Origin of the sequence: Streptomyces sp. NPDC007863 (genome assembly GCF_040633895.1) — a bacterium.
Classification (GTDB): domain Bacteria; phylum Actinomycetota; class Actinomycetes; order Streptomycetales; family Streptomycetaceae; genus Streptomyces.
Map to the genome: position 1 here is coordinate 45,473 of NZ_JBEYEI010000024.1, position 16,999 is coordinate 62,471.

General features: G+C 71.8%; 20 protein-coding genes. 16 read left to right on the forward strand and 4 right to left on the reverse strand.

The window, feature by feature from the left end; all coding sequences use genetic code 11:
- Positions 1 to 128: 128 nt before the first annotated feature.
- Positions 129 to 380, forward strand: coding sequence for a DUF1214 domain-containing protein (locus ABZ621_RS31505; protein WP_360609854.1), 252 nt, complete (start codon positions 129 to 131; stop codon positions 378 to 380).
- Positions 381 to 501: 121 nt separating this feature from the next.
- Here the strand turns inward: ABZ621_RS31505 and ABZ621_RS31510 are convergent, their stop codons facing one another.
- On the reverse strand, positions 502 to 957 hold the full coding sequence (locus tag ABZ621_RS31510) for a MarR family transcriptional regulator (RefSeq protein ID WP_360609855.1): 456 nt from the start codon (positions 955 to 957) through the stop codon (positions 502 to 504).
- Between the two features lie 79 nt (positions 958 to 1,036).
- On the opposite strand from ABZ621_RS31510, the gene ABZ621_RS31515 reads away from it, so the two are divergent.
- The 8 genes from ABZ621_RS31515 to ABZ621_RS31550 all read left to right on the forward strand — a co-directional run bounded on the left by ABZ621_RS31515 (position 1,037) and on the right by ABZ621_RS31550 (position 6,139).
- Positions 1,037 to 1,699, forward strand: coding sequence for a class I SAM-dependent methyltransferase (locus tag ABZ621_RS31515; RefSeq protein WP_360609856.1), 663 nt, complete (start codon positions 1,037 to 1,039; stop codon positions 1,697 to 1,699).
- Positions 1,696 to 2,112 (forward strand): spore germination protein GerW family protein, encoded by a 417-nt coding sequence (locus tag ABZ621_RS31520; protein ID WP_360609857.1) that lies wholly within the window; start codon positions 1,696 to 1,698, stop codon positions 2,110 to 2,112. The genes ABZ621_RS31515 and ABZ621_RS31520 overlap by 4 nt, the downstream gene beginning before the upstream one ends.
- Before the next feature lie 145 nt (positions 2,113 to 2,257).
- Positions 2,258 to 2,779, forward strand: a complete 522-nt coding sequence (locus ABZ621_RS31525) for a DUF5994 family protein (RefSeq protein WP_360609858.1) — start codon at positions 2,258 to 2,260, stop codon at positions 2,777 to 2,779.
- A 300-nt stretch (positions 2,780 to 3,079) separates the two neighbouring features.
- Positions 3,080 to 3,283 carry a cold-shock protein gene (locus ABZ621_RS31530; RefSeq protein WP_360609859.1) on the forward strand — a complete coding sequence of 68 codons (204 nt, stop codon included), beginning with the start codon at positions 3,080 to 3,082 and terminating at the stop codon, positions 3,281 to 3,283.
- 279 nt (positions 3,284 to 3,562) lie between these two features.
- Entirely contained in the window at positions 3,563 to 4,906 is a 1,344-nt protein-coding gene (locus tag ABZ621_RS31535) for a DEAD/DEAH box helicase (protein WP_360609860.1), read from the forward strand.
- Between the two features lie 103 nt (positions 4,907 to 5,009).
- Positions 5,010 to 5,201: a CBS domain-containing protein gene (locus tag ABZ621_RS31540; protein WP_360609935.1), complete on the forward strand. Its 192-nt coding sequence runs from the start codon at positions 5,010 to 5,012 to the stop codon at positions 5,199 to 5,201.
- Positions 5,202 to 5,259: 58 nt separating this feature from the next.
- Positions 5,260 to 5,568, forward strand: coding sequence for an SCO5918 family protein (locus ABZ621_RS31545; RefSeq protein WP_360609861.1), 309 nt, complete (start codon positions 5,260 to 5,262; stop codon positions 5,566 to 5,568).
- 232 nt (positions 5,569 to 5,800) lie between these two features.
- A complete protein-coding gene (locus ABZ621_RS31550; protein ID WP_360609862.1) occupies positions 5,801 to 6,139 on the forward strand; it encodes a MerR family transcriptional regulator in 339 nt (112 codons plus the stop codon).
- Positions 6,140 to 6,764: 625 nt separating this feature from the next.
- Here ABZ621_RS31550 and ABZ621_RS31555 read toward each other — a convergent pair.
- Positions 6,765 to 7,301 (reverse strand): hypothetical protein, encoded by a 537-nt coding sequence (locus ABZ621_RS31555; RefSeq protein ID WP_360609863.1) that lies wholly within the window; start codon positions 7,299 to 7,301, stop codon positions 6,765 to 6,767.
- Between the two features lie 51 nt (positions 7,302 to 7,352).
- On the opposite strand from ABZ621_RS31555, the gene ABZ621_RS31560 reads away from it, so the two are divergent.
- From ABZ621_RS31560 to ABZ621_RS31585, 6 genes are all read left to right on the forward strand, one after another.
- Complete coding sequence (locus ABZ621_RS31560) at positions 7,353 to 7,475, forward strand: hypothetical protein (protein ID WP_360609864.1); 123 nt, start codon at positions 7,353 to 7,355, stop codon at positions 7,473 to 7,475.
- A gap of 46 nt (positions 7,476 to 7,521) precedes the next feature.
- Positions 7,522 to 8,217 (forward strand): TetR/AcrR family transcriptional regulator, encoded by a 696-nt coding sequence (locus ABZ621_RS31565; RefSeq protein ID WP_360609865.1) that lies wholly within the window; start codon positions 7,522 to 7,524, stop codon positions 8,215 to 8,217.
- Between the two features lie 192 nt (positions 8,218 to 8,409).
- Positions 8,410 to 9,549 (forward strand): FAD-dependent monooxygenase, encoded by a 1,140-nt coding sequence (locus tag ABZ621_RS31570; RefSeq protein ID WP_360609866.1) that lies wholly within the window; start codon positions 8,410 to 8,412, stop codon positions 9,547 to 9,549.
- 230 nt (positions 9,550 to 9,779) lie between these two features.
- Positions 9,780 to 10,121, forward strand: a complete 342-nt coding sequence (locus ABZ621_RS31575; RefSeq protein ID WP_360609867.1) for a hypothetical protein — start codon at positions 9,780 to 9,782, stop codon at positions 10,119 to 10,121.
- A gap of 397 nt (positions 10,122 to 10,518) precedes the next feature.
- Positions 10,519 to 11,856 (forward strand): polysaccharide lyase family 1 protein, encoded by a 1,338-nt coding sequence (locus ABZ621_RS31580; protein WP_360609868.1) that lies wholly within the window; start codon positions 10,519 to 10,521, stop codon positions 11,854 to 11,856.
- Positions 11,857 to 11,888: 32 nt separating this feature from the next.
- Positions 11,889 to 14,885, forward strand: a complete 2,997-nt coding sequence (locus tag ABZ621_RS31585) for a pectinesterase family protein (protein ID WP_360609869.1) — start codon at positions 11,889 to 11,891, stop codon at positions 14,883 to 14,885.
- Positions 14,886 to 14,921: 36 nt separating this feature from the next.
- Here ABZ621_RS31585 and ABZ621_RS31590 read toward each other — a convergent pair whose 3' ends face one another.
- Together ABZ621_RS31590 and ABZ621_RS31595 are read right to left on the reverse strand one after the other, a co-directional pair.
- Entirely contained in the window at positions 14,922 to 15,353 is a 432-nt protein-coding gene (locus tag ABZ621_RS31590; protein ID WP_360609870.1) for a VOC family protein, read from the reverse strand.
- 268 nt (positions 15,354 to 15,621) lie between these two features.
- On the reverse strand, positions 15,622 to 15,888 hold the full coding sequence (locus tag ABZ621_RS31595) for a hypothetical protein (protein ID WP_360609871.1): 267 nt from the start codon (positions 15,886 to 15,888) through the stop codon (positions 15,622 to 15,624).
- Positions 15,889 to 15,998: 110 nt separating this feature from the next.
- Here ABZ621_RS31595 and ABZ621_RS31600 point away from each other — a divergent pair, with 110 nt between their 5' ends.
- Positions 15,999 to 16,970: a hypothetical protein gene (locus ABZ621_RS31600; RefSeq protein WP_360609872.1), complete on the forward strand. Its 972-nt coding sequence runs from the start codon at positions 15,999 to 16,001 to the stop codon at positions 16,968 to 16,970.
- The last annotated feature ends 29 nt before the right edge of the window (positions 16,971 to 16,999 follow it).

Consider the following 16,999-nt stretch of genomic DNA (forward strand, 5'->3'; position numbering starts at 1 on the left):
AAGAGGCCGTACGCGATCCGCGACTCTTCGCGGGCGGACGAGCGGCAGCTCTCGGGCGGGACATGCGACATTTCCCCTCCGCGCCCAGCCTCGGACGGAACCGGCTTCCTCGATGTGAAGGGGTCCCTGTGGCTGCGAACGACTCCGTGCCGCCCGATTCCCCGGCCCTCTCCAGCCTCCCCGGCACCGTCGAGACGAACGCCGACGGCACCACCGACCTGTGGTTCGGCCCCACCGCCCCGGCAGGCCGCGAGGCCAACTGGATCCAGACCGTCCCCGGCAAGGCGTGGTTCGCCATGCTCCGCCTCTACGGCCCCCTGGAGCCGTGGTTCGACAAGACCTGGCGCCCGGGTGAGTTCGAGCCGGCCCACCAGGTCTGAGCCCGGCGGAAGGGGGGAGGTGCCGTGGGCGACGCGATCCGACCGATACCGGCCTCGGCGGTGGGCATCGCGGTCGGTCCGGCAGCCGGGCTGGAGGAAGGCGCGGCTGCCACCCGGCCGGTCACTCGGGGCCGTCTCCCCCGACGGCCCTGAGCCGCCCCGTCACCTGCGCCAGGGTCGCGGTGAACGTGTCGAGCCGATCGGCGGGCACGTCGGCGAACAGGAGGTCGGCGAGTTCGTCGCGGCCGCCCCGCAGCGCCGACGTGGTCGAGCGCCCCTCGTCCGTGAGGGAGACCAGCGTGGCCCGCCGGTCGGTGGGGTGCGGCTCTCGGACCACCAGCCCGTCCTCCTGCAGCGCGTCGAGCAGCCCGGTCACGTTCCGAGGGGTGACTCCCAGCCGGGTCGCGAGGGCCCGCTGTGTCACGGGCCCGTCCTGGAACAGGGCCCAGAGAACCCCCGCGCGCGCCGGGGTCAGCCCCTTCTCGGCCATCCCCCGCTGCGTGATCGCGCCCAGGACCTCGGCCAGATCGAAGAGCCGGTCGAGCGAAGCCCTGGCGGGAACGGGCTCTTCCGACATATCGTGAATCGACTTCACTGTGTAGCACCTCCGCATACTAGAGTAGCCCTCGGGGGCTGCCGCAGAGGAGACGGTCGCCGTGACACAACCGATCAAGCCGCACCCGCTCTTCGCCCGCTTCTACGCCAAGATCGCCGGCCCGGCCCTGGAGAAGGCGGGCATCGCCGAACACCGCAGTCGGCTCCTGGCCGGCCTGGCCGGCGAGGTCATCGAGATCGGAGCGGGCAACGGCCTGAACTTCCCCCACTACCCACCCGAGGTGACACGGCTCGTCGCCGTCGAACCGGAACCGAACCTCCGCGCACTGGCCCAGGACCGGGCCTCCGCCACCTCCCTCCCGACCGAGACGTGCGAGGCCCGAGCGGAGCGGCTTCCCTTCCCCGACGCCACCTTCGACGCGGCCGTGGTGTGCCTGACGCTCTGCTCCATCGCCGACCCGCACGCGGCCCTCGCCGAGCTCCACCGGGTCCTGCGGCCCGACGGAGAGCTCCGCTTCTTCGAACACGTCCAGGCCCGCTCGCCCGCGACGCGGCGCGTCCAGCGCGCCCTCGACGCCACCGTCTGGCCACGACTGATGGGCGGCTGCCACACCGGCCGCGACACCCAGACGGCCATCGCCGCCGCCGGTTTCACCATGACCACCGTCGACCGCTTCGACTTCCCGGAGACCAGGATCCCGATGCCGACCGGCGCCCACATCCTCGGCACCGCCGTACGCAGCGCCGACGGAGGCACCCGATGACCGCCCCGGACGACAGGATCCGGCCCACCTCACCGGCGGAGTCGACCGTCGCCCGCGCCTCCGCCGACCTGCTGGAACACCTGGCGGACAGACTCGGCGCACGCGCCTCCGCGCAGGCCGTCTACGGCGAGCCCGTCACCAGGGGCGACGTCACCGTCATCCCCGTCGCCGAGATCGCCTACGGATTCGGCGGGGGCGTCGGCCTCGACGCCACGGCGGCCAAGACCGGCGAAGGCGGAGGGGGCGGAGGCGGAGCCGCAGCCCGACCCCGCGGTTTCATCGTGATCACAGACGGCACAGCCACCTACAGGCCCATCAGGGATCCCTGGACGACCGTCGTCGTGCCACTCGCCGCGCTCGTGACCGGTGCGGCCGCCTCCCGGCTCGCCCGGCGGTGGGCCAAGCGGGGTTGACCTTCGGGTGACCCGCTCCGGTCCCGACGCGGAGTACGTTGGAGGTACCGGGAGCATTCCGTACGCCCGCCTCCACGCGGGCGTCGTTTCCGGCGATCGATACGCCGGGGCACTCTCACGGGCCCCGGGGACAGGCCCCGGCCTCATGACCCGCACGATCGACCTCACCGGCCAGGTGCGCCTGGCCCTGACACCGAAGACCTCCCTCGCCGGCCTGCTGGACGGCGCCTGGTGGCCGCGCTCGCACGAGCTCGCCGCCGAACTCCCTTCGCTGGTGGAGGCGTTGGAGGTGCGCTGGGGGCGCATCACGCGCCTCACGGCCAATCCCGCGCCCTGGCCCGCCGTCCCGTACGCGGTCCCCGTCCGCGGACACACCGTGCACGTCGGCTGGTTCCCCGAACAGGCCCCGGACAGGATGATCCTGCTGTCGTACAGCCTTCACCGGTGTGACCTGCTCGTGGTCCCTCCCGAGACCGAACCCGCCCCCGCCGCACGGCTGATGGCCGCCGCGTCCGCCCCCGGCAACGTCCACGACACCGACGCGGTCATGTCCGCGGAGGCCACGCAGAGTGCTCCCGGGGAGACACCGACACCGAAGGACACCCGCCCGGCGAGGCCGGCCGTCGGGGCCCGCATGCTCCCCCTGCCGCGTCGGATGTGGAGGTGACCGACGACAGGCGGGGGCGGAGCCAATATCTGTCTGCGCGACATGAGAATTCGGCAGGCGGCGCGGCGAGGATTACTGCCGCACAAAAGAAGTGGAGACATTTTCACGGCGTTCCGGGGCGAAGTCGTGCTACTGTCGATTTCAGTTGCAGTTGTGGTTCCCGAACTTCAAGTGCCCCCGCAGTCCCTCAAGGGACCGGGAGCACTTCTTTTCGTCTCCGGATTCTCCGGCGGGGCAATCATCTCGGCGACATGGTTTCCGCGCAGTGCGGACGCCGATGATCCTCGAAGGAGATACATCATGAGCACGGGTACCGTGAAGTGGTTCAACGCGGAAAAGGGCTTCGGCTTCATCGAGCAGGACGGTGGCGGCCCCGACGTGTTCGCCCACTACTCGAACATCGCCTCCCAGGGCTTCCGTGAGCTGCAGGAAGGCCAGAAGGTCAGCTTCGACATCGCGCAGGGCCAGAAGGGCCCGACGGCGGAGAACATCGTCACCGTCTGACCCTGACACACCGCAGCAGGGGCCCGCATCCTTCGGGGTGCGGGCCCCTGCTGCGTACGCCCGACGAGAATCCTTCCGAGCGGCTCCGTTCCCGGACCGCCGCGGCCTGCGGTCCGGTCACCGCTTCCGCTTCGTGCCGCCCCATCCGCCGATCCCCCTTTCGGGCAGCTTTCCGGCGGCTCAGCTTTCATGCCCTATTCGAAGCCGTCGGGAAATCGTACGTTCCGTTCCTTCGCCGCGGAAATTCCTTGACGTGCCTCGTACCGAGGAAGGTCCCGCATGAACAGCACGAACCCGGCCGTCCGCCGCACCACCCCGGGCCACGGGGAACCCACCCGCGGGCGGCACGAGACCGCTCTCCCCGACACGACCGCCGTCGCGCTGCCGGCGGTCGGGGCGTTCGCCGACCTCGACCTGCCGGGCCGCCTCCTCGCCGCGCTCGAAGCCGAAGGCGTCACCGCGCCGTTCCCCATCCAGAGCGCGACCCTCCCGAACGCCCTCGCGGGCCGGGACGTGCTGGGGCGCGGCCGGACCGGCTCCGGCAAGACGCTGGCCTTCGGCCTCGCCCTGGTGGCCCGTACGGCCGGCACCCGCGCCGCGCCCAGGCGACCCCTCGCCCTCGTCCTCGTCCCCACCCGTGAACTGGCGCAGCAGGTGACCGACGCGCTGACGCCGTACGCCCACGCCGTCGGGTCGAGGCTGGCCACGGTCGTCGGCGGAATGCCCCTCAGCAAACAGACGTACGCCCTCAGGAAGGGCACCGAGATCGTCGTCGCCACCCCGGGCCGGCTCACGGACCTCGTCGCCCGGGGCGACTGCCTGCTGGACCGGGTCTCCGTCACCGTCCTGGACGAGGCGGACCAGATGACCGACATGGGGTTCGCGCCCCAGATCGCCGAACTCCTCGACCGGGTGCCCGCCGCAGGCCAGCGGCTGCTCTTCTCGGCCACCCTGGACCGCTCCGTCGACCGGCTCGTCGACCGCTACCTGTCGGACCCCGTCGTGCACTGTGTCGATCCCGCCGCCGGGGCCGTCACGGCGATGGAGCACCACGTCCTGCACGTCCACCCCGACGACAAACAGGCCGCGACCGCCGAGATCGCCTCCCGTGCCGGGCGCGTGATCATGTTCCTCGACACCAAGCACGCCGTCGACCGGCTGACCGGGAACCTGCTCGCCCACGGGGTGCTCGCCGCCGCGCTGCACGGCGGCAAGTCCCAGCCTCAGCGCTCCCGCACGCTCGCCCGGTTCAAGAGCGGGCAGGTGCCGGTGCTCGTCGCCACGAGCATCGCCGCCCGGGGCATCCACGTCGACGGCCTCGATCTCGTCGTCAACGTCGATCCGCCCGCCGACCCCAAGGACTACCTCCACCGCAGCGGCCGCACCGCCCGGGCCGGGAACCCCGGCAGCGTCGTCACCCTGGTCACACCGGACCAGCGCCGTGCCACCGCCCGCCTCATGTCCGAAGCCGGCGTCCGGCCCCGGATCACCCCGATCCGCCCCGGCGAGGCGGAACTGCACCGCATCACGGGCGCGCGGACCCCCTCGGGCGGCCATGTCCCCGGCCCCTCCCCGCGACGGACGGCACCCGCCCGGACCTCGCACCTGATCCAGCACCCATGACTTCCCCTACCCCCCGAAGGAGCCGCTTGTGACACCGACACCGACACAGCCCCTGACCCAGCCGTCCGCCCAGACGACGGCCGAACCGCACGTCTGGGCGGACATGACCGTCGAGGTCGCCCTGGCGGTCATGAGCGGGGCCCGTACCGCCCACCTGGCCATCCTGGACGCCGACGGCCGGCGTACCGGCCTCGTCACCCGGGCCCAGCTCGCCGGTTTCCGCGCCAGTGCCGCGTACACCGACCGGGTACGCCTGAGCGAACTCGCCCCGGCGGGAACCACGCCCCGCCCTTGACCCCCCGCGCCGGGAACGCCCACCCGACGCGCCCCTTCCCTTCCCCCTGTGAGGTCCCATGCGCTGCGTGATCGCCCGTTTCCCGTTCGAGCTGACGAAGAGTGGTGTCCTGGAGGCGATGAAGGGCGTCGTGCCCGAACCCGTCTCCGGCCCGTTCGTGACCATCGGCCGCCGCAACTACCCCGCCAAGCAGGTGGGCGCGGTCGTCACGCGCCAGGACCGCCGCGACTTCGGCGTCGACGAGGTCCTGCGGGCCATGACCCGGCTCGGCTTCACGTGCGGCACCCGTCCGGCCGCCTCCGCCCCGGCCGTCACCGACGAGGTCCGGCGGGCCTCGGACCGTCTGGGCGCACCCCCGGCGGCCTGACGGCCGGAGGACCGGTGCCGCGAGGCGGAAGCCCCGCCCGTTCACCGGTCCGTCCACGGCCCACCCCACCGTCCGCTCTCCGCTCTCCGCTCTCCACCCGAAGACGATTCCCCTCGTACGCCGCTCCCGGCATCCACGGTGCCCGGTACCTGCGGCGCGGACGGCGGCGTTACCCTCGGTGAACGAGCCGGACCACCGGCCGTGTACCGGAAGGTTCGCCGGAGAGGTGAGAATGACAGCAGACGATCCGCTCGGTCGGCTCGACGACGACGATTACCCCGCCTACACGATGGGCCGGGCCGCCGAGATGATCGGTACGACACCCGGCTTCCTCCGTGCCCTGGGAGAAGCCCGGCTGATCACCCCGCTCCGCTCCGAGGGCGGCCACCGCCGCTACTCCCGCTACCAGCTGCGCATCGCCGCCCGCGCCCGCGAACTCGTCGACCAGGGCACCCCCATCGAAGCGGCCTGCCGCATCATCGTCCTTGAGGACCAGCTCGAAGAGGCCCAGCGCATCAACGCCGAGTACCGCCGCGCGGCGGGCGAACCCCACCCTCCGACAACCGACTGAACCAGGTCCCCGGAGGGGCCCCTCACGAACGGCCCACCACGGCCCCTTCGGCGGCCCGGTCCCGTTCGCGGCGGGAGGAGGCTGCGGCGCGCCGAGGACGCCAGGGAACCCGCCGGGACTTGTCGGGGATGCCCGCGGTGGATGCCGCGCGGTGAATGAGGGTCAGTTCGGTGACGGAGGTGCGGCGTTCCCTACGGGAGACCGTCGCCGCCGGACATCCCGGGTGCTCGCCGGGTTCGGCGAGCGTCCGTCCCCGGTGTTCACGGCCCAGCCGTACGAATCCGCCCGCTTGTCGCCGGGCGACTGGCTCTCTGCCCTTGGCGCTGTTCCAGAGCGGGTCACCCAGGTGACGCCCCGGAGGCCCGGGCGCACGGTCCGGGCCTCCGGGCACGCCCAGGTGTCCTTCACCTGAACCGGCGGCAGCCTCCGTACGGTGCCGCCGAGATGGCCCGGGCGACGACCACAGACGTATGGCACCACTACGGCCGTGCCCACGCCGAGCAGGACCACACCGTCCCCGACTCCTTCCACTGGGCCCGGAGCCGGAAGGACGGGCCCGGCGCGGAAGACGATCTCGGCTTGCCGTCGGCCTCGGTACCGCGGAGCCTGGATCCGGCGCAGGCCGTCAGGGGCCGCTGTTCCCCTCGAAGGCGCCCAGGTTGATCAGGCTCACCCGCCCGTCCCAGGCGTCCCACCGCACATGCTTTCGCGCGCCCCAGTAGTAGTTGTCGTAGCCCATGAGGTCGCCGTATGCCTCGTCCTCGCTCGCCCGGTCGGGTCTGCCGAAGGCGTCCAGGAGTTCCTCGTAGGACGTCAGGTGAGCGAAGTGGGAAAGATGCGATCCGTAGATCGCGAAGCCGACGACGGTACCGGCTCGAACCTTGTAGGTGAGCTTGTCGGCGCAGTACAAGAATCCATCTGACCGGACAGTGTGGTCGATGACCTCGTCGAGGGTCAGCCTCCCTCCGTCGGCGTCGTAGTACTCGCTGTCGACGTTGGTCCCACCGCGGTATCGGGCGACTATGGAGGACTGGGCCTCGGTGATGGTCCGGCGTGGAACGCCGGCTGCTGGTGCCCCCAGGGCCACGCGGCCCATCTCGACTGTCGCGAGGTCGAGCTGGGGCTGGTACAGCACGTCCAGGTTGTCGAGGATCTCGATCATCGGCAGAGCGTAAACCCGTCAATGGAGTCCGGTGTCGAACGGGAATCCCACGTGGCTCTGGCGGCGCTCGCCCTGGCCTGGCCGGTGGCGTGGCGCGCGTACCGGCCCGGTGCTCCCGTGGCGAAGGAGCCTGCCGTCGGCGCCGGCTCGGCGGACGTGCGGGACGAGCGGTGACGGCACGCACCCCGATCGTGACGAACACGATCGTTACGATCGGGGTATGACTGCGAAGCGAGAACCGATCAGCCGGCGCGAACGACCGTCGAAGCCCGCCCTCACCCGGCGGGGGATCGTCGAGGCGGCGGTGCGGGTGATGCGGTCCGAGGGGCTGGAGAAGGTCACCATGCGGCGCCTGGCCCAGGAACTGGACACCGGACCCGCCTCGCTCTACGTCTACGTGGCCAACACCGCCGAGCTGCACGCCGCCGTCCTGGACGCGCTCCTGGGCGAGGTGGACCTGCCTGCCGACCGGGCCGGTGCCGGCTGGCGCGACGAGCTCGTCGCGGTCCTCACCTCCTACACCCGGCTGCTCTTCGAGCACCCGCAGCTGGCCAGGTCCGCCCTGGTCGCCCGCCCCGGCGGCGCGAACTACCTCGCCCTGCTCGAACGCCTCCTGCTGCTGCTCTCCCGCAGCGGCGCCCCGCGCGAGCAGGTCGCGTGGGGCGTGGACAACCTCCTGCAGTACGCGACCGCCACGGCCGCCGAACACGGCACCCAGGAACGCGACCCGATGAGCCAGGACGACTGGGACGCCCTCACCCGCGCCGCACACGGCGCGGACGAGGCCGAACACCCGATGATCAAGGCGCATCTGCCGGCGCTGCTGTCCGGCACCGAGGACGCCCGGCTGTCCTGGGGCTTCGACCTCGTGATCAACGGCATTCTCCACACCCCCGTCCCGGACACCACCGGCTGACCTCCCGCGCAGCGCCGGGGCTGCGGACTCCCGACCCGGACGGCCTACGCCGCGTCCGGCCCGGCGACTGCACGGCGCGAGACACAGCACACCCCTCGACGAACTTGTTCGCTACGAACACGTTCGTTACGGTGGAGATGTGGCCCCCGAGGACGGCCGCAGCGTCATCCCCCCACCCGTCAGGAGGACCCCATGACCACGCACCACCCCATCGCGATCATCGGCGGAGGCCTCGGCGGCCTCACCGCCGCCCGCGTCCTGCACGCCAACGGCATCGAGGCGGCCGTCTTCGAACGGGAGGCGTCGAGGGAGGCCCGCACCCAGGGCGGCATGCTCGACATCCACGAGGAGAACGGCCAGAAGGCCCTGCGCGCGGCCGACCTCCACGACGGCTTCCTCAAGATCATCCACGAGGGTGGTCAGGCCCTGCGCCTGCTCGGCCCGGACGGCACCGTCCACGTCGCGGAGGAGGACGACGGCACCGGCGGCCGGCCCGAGGTCGACCGCGGCGACCTGCGCGACCTGCTCCTCGACTCCCTCCCGGACGGCACGGTCCACTGGGGCAGGAAGGTCACCGGCGTCCGCGCCCTGGACGGCGGACGCCACGAGGTGGCCTTCGCCGACGGCTCCACGATCACCACGGACCTGCTGATCGGCGCCGACGGCGCCTGGTCACGCGTGCGGCCCCTGCTCTCCGACGCCGTGCCCGCCTACACCGGCATCTCCTTCGTGGAGACCGACCTGCTGGAGGCCGAGACCCGTCATCCGCGCAGTGCGGCCGTCGTCGGCGGGGGGTTCTTCCTCTGCCTCGGCGACGAGCGCGGCCTCCTCGCCCACAAGGAGACCGACGGCAGCCTCCACGTCTACACCGCCCTCAAGGCGGACGAGGGCTGGCTGGACACCGTCGACTTCACCGACCTCCCCGCGGCCAAGCAGGCCGTGCTCGCCCGCTTCGAGGGCTGGGACGACACCCTGCGCGGCCTGATCGCAGACGCGGACACCATGACCCCGCGCCGCATCCACGCCCTGCCCGTCGGCCACCGCTGGGACCGCACACCGGGCGTGACCCTGCTCGGCGACGCCGCCCACGTGATGTCCCCCTTCGCCGGCGAAGGCGCCAACCTCGCCATGTACGACGGCGCCGAACTCGCCGCCGCCATCGCCGCCCACCCCGGCGACACCGAGGCCGCCCTGACCGCCTACGAGGAAGCCCTCTTCCCCCGCAGCGAAGCCTCCGCCACCGACTCCGCCCAGAGCCTGGACACGATGTTCGGCCCGCAGGGCCTGGAGCAGATGGCGGCCTTCTTCACCACCGCACCGGCAGTTCTGTAGCCTCGCGGCAGCCCGCGATCGGCCGGGGTGCTTCGCACACGGCGGGACCGCACGGCGCGCGACGAAGCGATCGGCGGATCAGAACGAGTCGCCAAGCCGGCATGAACGGACCCGGCTACCGCCCGAACCAGCGGCCCAGACACCCGACCGACAAGCCCGCGAGCACCTGGGACCGCCTCCCGGAGGGTCAGCCGACGAGGATGTCTGCCCGGGGTGAGAGCATTCCCCGCATGGCCGACCCAGACGAAGCGGAAGACTACGTCGAGCATGCCGTCATCGCTCACTATCGACTGGCCGATGACGGCCTCGGCGAGCCAGGCCAACGGGAGGCCGTCCGCCGGTCCCAGTCCCTGCTGACCGAGGCGATCGAGCAAGCCGGAGTCGGCGAGTTCGACGGGAACGAGTACGGAGGCGGCGAAGCGGTCCTCTACGCCTACGGACCGGACGCCGACGCGCTCTTCGCGGTCATGGCACCCATCCTGAAGGACCTGCCGTACCGGCCGGCGCACGTCGTCTTGCGCTACGGCTCCGTCGACGACCCATCGGCTGCCGAGCACCGCGTCGACCTCTGACGAGACAAGTCACCCGCACCCAGCCAGACACGGGCACCCGGGGAAGTGCGTGAACCTACCCCTGGGGACGGAATCAAGCGAACGCCCACACCCGCCAGCACGGCGCGCGGGCTTCCGGGCCGCCTCGCGTTGCGGCGGAGTCATCGAAGCGGCCTGCGACGTAGGCGGCGTCGGCGCGGGACAGCCGTGACCGGGGGCCGGGACCGGGGGCCGGGACCGGGGGCCGGGACCGGGGGCCGGAGCCGGGGCCGGAGCCGGGGGCCTCCTAGGAAACGACCGAGCGCATTTGTTATCGATGTTGACTAATGGGCAGCCGGTCCCTACGGTCGTCGCAGTTCCATGGAGAAAGCGCTTACTGTCCGCCGTTCCCTGTCTGGGGCGGGGAGAAGGAGAGCCCATGAGAAGTGCCCTGAGACCGCGCCGGGCGGGCGCCCGGATCGCCCTCGCCGGTGCACTCGCCGCCGCCCTCACGGCCGTACCGGCCTCGGCACAGCCGGAGTCCGGGCGGTATCCGGACCTGAGCCGCGAGGTCCTCGCGGCGGACGACGGCTGGGCCGCCGCCGAAGGCGGCACCACCGGCGGGTCCGCCGCCGACGCCGCGCACGTGTACACCGTCCGCACCCGCGCCGGGCTGGTCCGTGCGCTCGACGGCGGCAGTGACGTACCGAAGATCATCCGGATCGCCGGGGTCATCGACGCGAACACCGACGACGCCGGACGGCCCCTGTCCTGCGCGGACTACGCCGCCGACGGCTACTCCGTCGCCGACTACCTCGACGCCTACGACCCGCGCGTCTGGGGCGCGGCGAAGCCGTCCGGACCCCAGGAGGAGGCCCGCCGGGCCTCCGCCGCCCGCCAGGCCGAGCGGGTCACCCTCACCGTCGGTTCGAACACCACCCTGATCGGCACAGGCCCCCACTCCGGCCTGCGCGGCGCGGCCCTCCGGATCGAGGACGCCCGGAACGTCATCGTCCGGGACCTGGAGCTCTCCGACGCCTACGACTGCTTCCCCGTCTGGCAGCCCAACTCCGGCGGTCTCGGCGACTGGAAGTCCGCCTACGACACGCTGTGGCTGCGCGGCGCCCGGAACGTCTGGGTCGACCACGTCACCTTCGACGACGGCCGCCGCCCCGACAGCGCCGAACCCGTCTACTTCGGAAGGAACTTCCTCCGGCACGACGGGCTCCTGGACATCACCAACGGCTCCGACCTGGTGACCGTGAGCTGGAGCCGCTTCGAAGGCCACGACAAGGCGATGCTCATCGGCAACGGCGACGGAGTCGTGACCGACCGGGGGAAGCTGCGGGTCACCCTGCACCACAACGAGTTCGCCGACGTCGTACAGCGCGCGCCCCGGGTGCGCTTCGGCCAGGTCCACGTCTACAACAACCGGTACGTGGTCCCCGAGGACGCGCACGACTACCGGTACTCGATCGGTGTCTCCACGGAGTCCGCGCTCGTCGTCGAGAACAACGCCTTCACCACTCCCGCGCACGTCGAGGCCGCCGACCTCGTGAAGAGCTGGAACGGCAGCGCCCTGCTGGCACGCGGGAACGTCTTCAACGGCTATCCGGTGGACCTGCTGACGATCTACAACGCCTACAACTCGGGCAGCGAGCGCGACCTGACGGACCAGGTCGACCGCCTTCCCGAGCTGCACGGCCCGATCGAGGACGCCGCCGAGGCCGACCGTGCGGTGGCCCGCCAGGCCGGCGCCGGCCGCGCGGCCCGCTGACCCCCCTCCCCCATATCCACAGGAGCTGAGCCGTGTTCCCCTCCTCTCCCCGGCGGGCCCGCAGAGCCGGTATCCGCGCACTGCTCGCCGGCGCGCTGCTGACCGCCCTCGCCCCCGCCCTTCCCGCCCAGGCCGCAGCTCCGGTTGTCGGCGCCGAATCCGCCGCCGAGCGCTGGTCCGACACCGCGCACGGCTTCGCCTCGCTCGCCGGAGGCACCACCGGCGGCGCGGGCGGCGAGGTCGTCACGGTGACGGACGCCGTCTCCCTCGCCCGCTACGCGGCGGCCCCGGAGCCGTACGTCATCCAGGTGTCCGGCGCCCTGACCCTCCAGCCGTTCGGCACCGAGATCACCGTCGCCTCCGACAAGACCGTCATCGGACTCGGGGACACCGCCGCACTGGTCCACGGCGGGCTGCACCTGAACCCCGGCACCCACAACGTCATCATCCGCAACCTGACGATCCGGGACACCGCCGTCGAGGGTGACTGGGACTGCAAGAACACCGACTACGACGGCATCCAGATGGACTCCGTCCACCACGTCTGGATCGACCACAACCGCTTCTCGCGGATCTGCGACGGACAGCTCGACATCCGCAAGGACAGCGAGTACGTCACCGTCTCCTACAACCGCTTCGAGGACAACAACAAGACCTTCGGGATCGGCTGGACCCCGAACGTCCGCACCCAGATCACCATCGACCACAACCTCTTCGCCCACACCAAGCAGCGCAACCCCTCGGCCGACAACGTCGCCTACGCGCACCTGTACAACAACCACCTGACCGCCCAGAACGACCCGGCCGACCCGGTGTGGACCTACGGCAACTGGTCGCGGGGCCGCACGAAGATGGTCATCGAGAACAGCTACTACGAGGACGTCCAGCACCCCTTCCAGGCCGACGCCACCGCCGAACTCGTCCAGCGGGGCTCGGTCCTGCGCAACACGAGCGGCCGGCACGAGACCCGCGGCGAGGCCTTCGACCCGCGCTCCTTCTACGACTACCGGCTCGACCCGGCGGCCGCCGTACCCGCGCTGGTGGGCCGTTTCTCCGGCCCGCAGAAGAAGATCGGCGCCCCGGCAGAGCAGGCCGCCGGCCGCGCCGCCGCGCTCGCCGCGCTCGCCGCCGACTGGAGCGACGACACGGCCGACGGCTTCGCCTCGGTCGACGCCCTCGGCCAGAACGGCACCTACGGCGGCCGGGACGGGCGGACCGTGCTCGCCACCACGCTCGCGGACCTGGAGAGGTACGCGACGGCGGCGGAGCCGTACACGATCGTCGTCCAGGGCGCGATCACGATGGTCCCCAAGGGCCGGGAGATCAAGGTGGCGTCGGACAAGACCATCGTGGGCGCCGGCACCACGGGGCACCTCGTCGGTGGCGGCTTCTTCCTCGGCGCCGGGGTCCACAACGTCATCATCCGCAACCTGACGATCCGGGACTCGTCGGAGGGCGTCTGGAACGACGACGAGCACGACTTCGACGCCATCCAGATGGACGGCGCCCACCACGTCTGGATCGACCACAACACCCTGCGGAACCAGGCCGACGGCCTCATCGACAGCCGCAAGGACACCACCTACGTGACGATCTCCTGGAACCGGCTGAGCGACAACAACAAGACCCTCGGCATCGGCTGGACCCCGAACACCACGGCGGCGCTCACCCTTCACCACAACTGGCTGTACGAGACGCAGCAGCGCAACCCCTCCGCCGACAACGCGGCCTACGCGCACCTCTACAACAACTACCTCCAGGACGACCCGACGGGCGCGGTCTCCGTCGCGTACGGCAACTACGCCCGGGGCGCGACCCGGATGGTCCTGGAGAACAGCTACTTCAAGGGGATCAGGAACCCGGTCACCAAGGACGCCACCGCCGCCCTCGTCCAGCGCGGCAACATCTTCGACGGCACCAGCGGGCGCAACGAGTCCGGGCCCGACACCTCCGGCGCCGGGGCCTTCGACCCCACCGCCCACTACCCCTACACCCCGGACCGGGCCGCCGACGTGCCCGCGCTCGTCACCGCCGGCGCCGGACCGCGCGCCGCGATCGGCGTCCTCGCCCCGACCGTGGTCACCGTCGCGCGGGACGGCTCGGGCGACCACACCTCCGTGCAGGCGGCGGTCGACGCCGTCCCGGCCGGGAACGCGCTGCCCGTCACCGTCGCCGTCGCACCCGGTCTGTACCGGGAGACCGTGAAGGTGCCCCGCACCAAGCGGTTCGTCACCCTCCAGGGCACCGGCCCGAGCCGCCGCGACACCCGGATCGAGTACGACAACTCCGCCGGGACCATGAAACCGGACGGATCGGGGACGTACGGCACCAGCGGCAGCGCCACCCTCGCGGTCGAGGCGGACGACACACGGCTGCGGAACCTGAGCGTCGTCAACTCCTTCGACGAGGCGGCCCACCAGGCCCAGTCCGGCCACCAGGCGGTAGCCCTGCGCACCGCGGCCGACCGGGTCGATCTCCACGGGCTGATCATCGAGGGCGACCAGGACACCCTCCAGACGGACTCGGCCTCCAGGGACGTCGTCGGCCGGATCCGGCTGACCAACTCGTACGTCGCCGGGAACGTCGACTTCGTCTTCGGCCGGGGAACGCTGGTCGTCGACGGCTCGGTCCTCACGCTGCGCAAGCGGTGGGACGGCAGCTCCGCCGGGTACGTCACCGCCCCCTCGACGGCCGCCGCCCACCGGGGCATCCTGATCACCCGGTCGGTGATCGACGGAGACGTGGCCGCGAACAGCTTCCACCTCGGCCGGCCCTGGCACGCGGGCGGCGACGCCACCCTCGATCCGCAGACCGTGGTCCGCGACAGCCGCCTCGGCGCGGCCGTCCGCCCGGCACCCTGGACCGACATGAGCGGCTTCTCCTGGCGGGACGACCGCTTCGCCGAGTACCGCAACCAGGGCCCGGGCTCCGGCCCCGCCTCCGTCGACCGGCCGCACCTGACGGACACGCAGGCCGCCGACCACGAGGTCGCGGACTGGCTGGGCGACTGGACGACCTCCGGCGGCTGAGCCGTCGTGGATCCCCGTGGCAGGCTCGGAGCAGATTCAGTCGAGGCAGAACTCGTTGCCCTCGATGTCCTGCATCGTGATGCACGACTCGTTGACGCCATCGGCGCGCTGCGTCAGCACGTGCTTCGCGCCGAGCGCCATCAGCCGTGCGCATTCGGCCTCGAGCGCGGCCAGGCGCTCGTCACCCACGAGCCCGGCGGCGACCCGCACGTCGAGGTGCACCCGGTTCTTGACGACCTTGCCTTCGGGAACTCGCTGGAAGAGCACGCGCGGGCCCACACCCGAGGGATCGGTACACGCGAAGTAGACCTCGTCGTCAGCCGGCAGCGAGTCGTGGTACTCCTCCCACGTGGCGAAGCCCTCAGGGACCGCCGGAACGACGTATCCCAGCAGCTCGCACCAGAAGGCGGCAAGGCGTGCGGGTTCCGCACAGTCGAAGGTCACTTGGAACTGCTTGATCGTTGACATCGGCGCACCATAACAGGGGTCCTGCTCATCTCCCGAGGCGGGTGCATCCACACGTTGCCAGGAGGACGTCCCCTGCCATCCGCTGACGAGGACCGCTCTAGGGCGAGGCGGGTGGCCGGCGGAGGTACGCCCTCGGTGGGGACGGAAGCGCCGGACTCCGGGGAACGCGGGGGCGCGTGACGCCGCCTCGGGGTCCGCGCCACCGGTCCCGCGCACCGCGCAGCGCCTTCCCTCGGCGGGCACGTCTCGGGAGGAGGCGCGGCGCCTATCAGAAGGGGTGGGGGATGCCGTGCGCTGCGAGGGCGTCCCGGTAGCGCTGGAGTCGGGCTCCGAGGTCGGCGTGGAGGAGCCCCGCCACGTACCGGGCCTCCTCCAGGTCGCCCGCGGCGCAGAGCTCGACGAGTTCGGCGACGTCCGACCGCAGGACGCTGAGGGAGTCCCCCTGTATCAGGACCCCGGGAAACCCGCGGCCCGGCAGCCGCACCACGGCGTCGTTGCCGCCGTCCGTGAACAGCTCGGCCTCCACCCGTTCCATCGGTCCTCCGTCCCGTGTCTCGCGCGCGACCGTCGCCCGCGCACGACCGGCAGCCTCGCCCACCTTCCCCGAAAGATCAACAGCCGCCCGGCACGGGATAGCCTCGGCGGATGATTCCCGTGCGGCTCCCGAAGGTCATCACCCGTCACCACGACGACGGGATCCGTGCCTACCGGGTCGAATCCGGCGTCGCCGGGAGGCTGGAGCCCGCCGCGGTGTTCCGGCCGCTGGACGGTGACGAGGTGACGGCGTCGGCGGTCCGGCCGGACCTTGAGGGGGTCGTGTACACCACTCTGCACCGGGTCGTCTGCCTCGACCGTTCAGGCGACCCCCTGTGGGAGTCCGAGTTCGTCCCCCGTTCCGACGCCGGCCACGGCCACCGGCCCGGCTGCGCGCTCTCCCTCGACGGCCGGACCGTCTGGGTCTACCGGCCCGACGCGATGGCGGGTCGCGCCGACGTGGACCAGTGGGTCGTGCACGACGCCGGCAGCGGAGCGGTCCTCGCCCGCCGGGAGGTCCGGACGGCGGGGCACGGCGGCTTCCACCACGTGCACCCCGTGGACGGCAGCGTCTACCTCGACATCGGTGAGGGCCAGGACGGTACGGTCGCCCTCCGCGGCGTGGCCGGCGACGACGGGGACGTGGAGTTCACCCAGTACCCCTGGCCGGACCGCTGTCTGATCGCTCTCGCCCCCGGCGGCGAGCAGTTCATGACCGTCGACCACGAGCAGACGGACGTCGCCTTCCACCGCCACCCCGGCGGCGAGGTGTTCCTCACCCTCCCGGTCGAGGCCTTCGGGTACGACCCGGACGAGACCGTCGTGGAGTGGAGCGGCGGCTATCTGACGCCGGACACGGCCGTGGTCACCCTCGCCGGCGAGACCGACGACGGGGAGGACTGGTTCCGGTTCCACCTCGTCGACGTGTCCACCGGAACGGTCGACGGCGAACCGCTGGCCGTCGAGGCCGCCCATTGCTACGACATCCACCCCCTCGGCGACGGATCCTGGCTCACCGAGGGGCCGGTCCGCTGGTTCCGGGAGCCGTCGGCGGCCGCACCGCCGTCCCGACCGGCGGACTGACGGATACGGATCCGGAGGGCGAGAGGGTC

Bases quoted from the DNA above. Each gene is read 5' to 3' on its own strand.
- ABZ621_RS31550 (WP_360609862.1), top strand. From the start codon at position 5,801: ATGACAGCAGACGATCCGCTCGGTCGGCTCGACGACGACGATTACCCC.
- ABZ621_RS31570 (WP_360609866.1), top strand. From the start codon at position 8,410: ATGACCACGCACCACCCCATCGCGATCATCGGCGGAGGCCTCGGCGGC.
- ABZ621_RS31520 (WP_360609857.1), top strand. From the start codon at position 1,696: ATGACCGCCCCGGACGACAGGATCCGGCCCACCTCACCGGCGGAGTCG.
- ABZ621_RS31535 (WP_360609860.1), top strand. From the start codon at position 3,563: ATGAACAGCACGAACCCGGCCGTCCGCCGCACCACCCCGGGCCACGGG.
- ABZ621_RS31590 (WP_360609870.1), bottom strand. From the start codon at position 15,353: ATGTCAACGATCAAGCAGTTCCAAGTGACCTTCGACTGTGCGGAACCC.
- ABZ621_RS31575 (WP_360609867.1), top strand. From the start codon at position 9,780: ATGGCCGACCCAGACGAAGCGGAAGACTACGTCGAGCATGCCGTCATC.
- ABZ621_RS31545 (WP_360609861.1), top strand. From the start codon at position 5,260: ATGCGCTGCGTGATCGCCCGTTTCCCGTTCGAGCTGACGAAGAGTGGT.
- ABZ621_RS31595 (WP_360609871.1), bottom strand. From the start codon at position 15,888: ATGGAACGGGTGGAGGCCGAGCTGTTCACGGACGGCGGCAACGACGCC.
- ABZ621_RS31600 (WP_360609872.1), top strand. From the start codon at position 15,999: ATGATTCCCGTGCGGCTCCCGAAGGTCATCACCCGTCACCACGACGAC.
- ABZ621_RS31540 (WP_360609935.1), top strand. From the start codon at position 5,010: ATGACCGTCGAGGTCGCCCTGGCGGTCATGAGCGGGGCCCGTACCGCC.
- ABZ621_RS31580 (WP_360609868.1), top strand. From the start codon at position 10,519: ATGAGAAGTGCCCTGAGACCGCGCCGGGCGGGCGCCCGGATCGCCCTC.
- ABZ621_RS31525 (WP_360609858.1), top strand. From the start codon at position 2,258: ATGACCCGCACGATCGACCTCACCGGCCAGGTGCGCCTGGCCCTGACA.
- ABZ621_RS31555 (WP_360609863.1), bottom strand. From the start codon at position 7,301: ATGATCGAGATCCTCGACAACCTGGACGTGCTGTACCAGCCCCAGCTC.
- ABZ621_RS31530 (WP_360609859.1), top strand. From the start codon at position 3,080: ATGAGCACGGGTACCGTGAAGTGGTTCAACGCGGAAAAGGGCTTCGGC.
- ABZ621_RS31510 (WP_360609855.1), bottom strand. From the start codon at position 957: ATGTCGGAAGAGCCCGTTCCCGCCAGGGCTTCGCTCGACCGGCTCTTC.
- ABZ621_RS31565 (WP_360609865.1), top strand. From the start codon at position 7,522: ATGACTGCGAAGCGAGAACCGATCAGCCGGCGCGAACGACCGTCGAAG.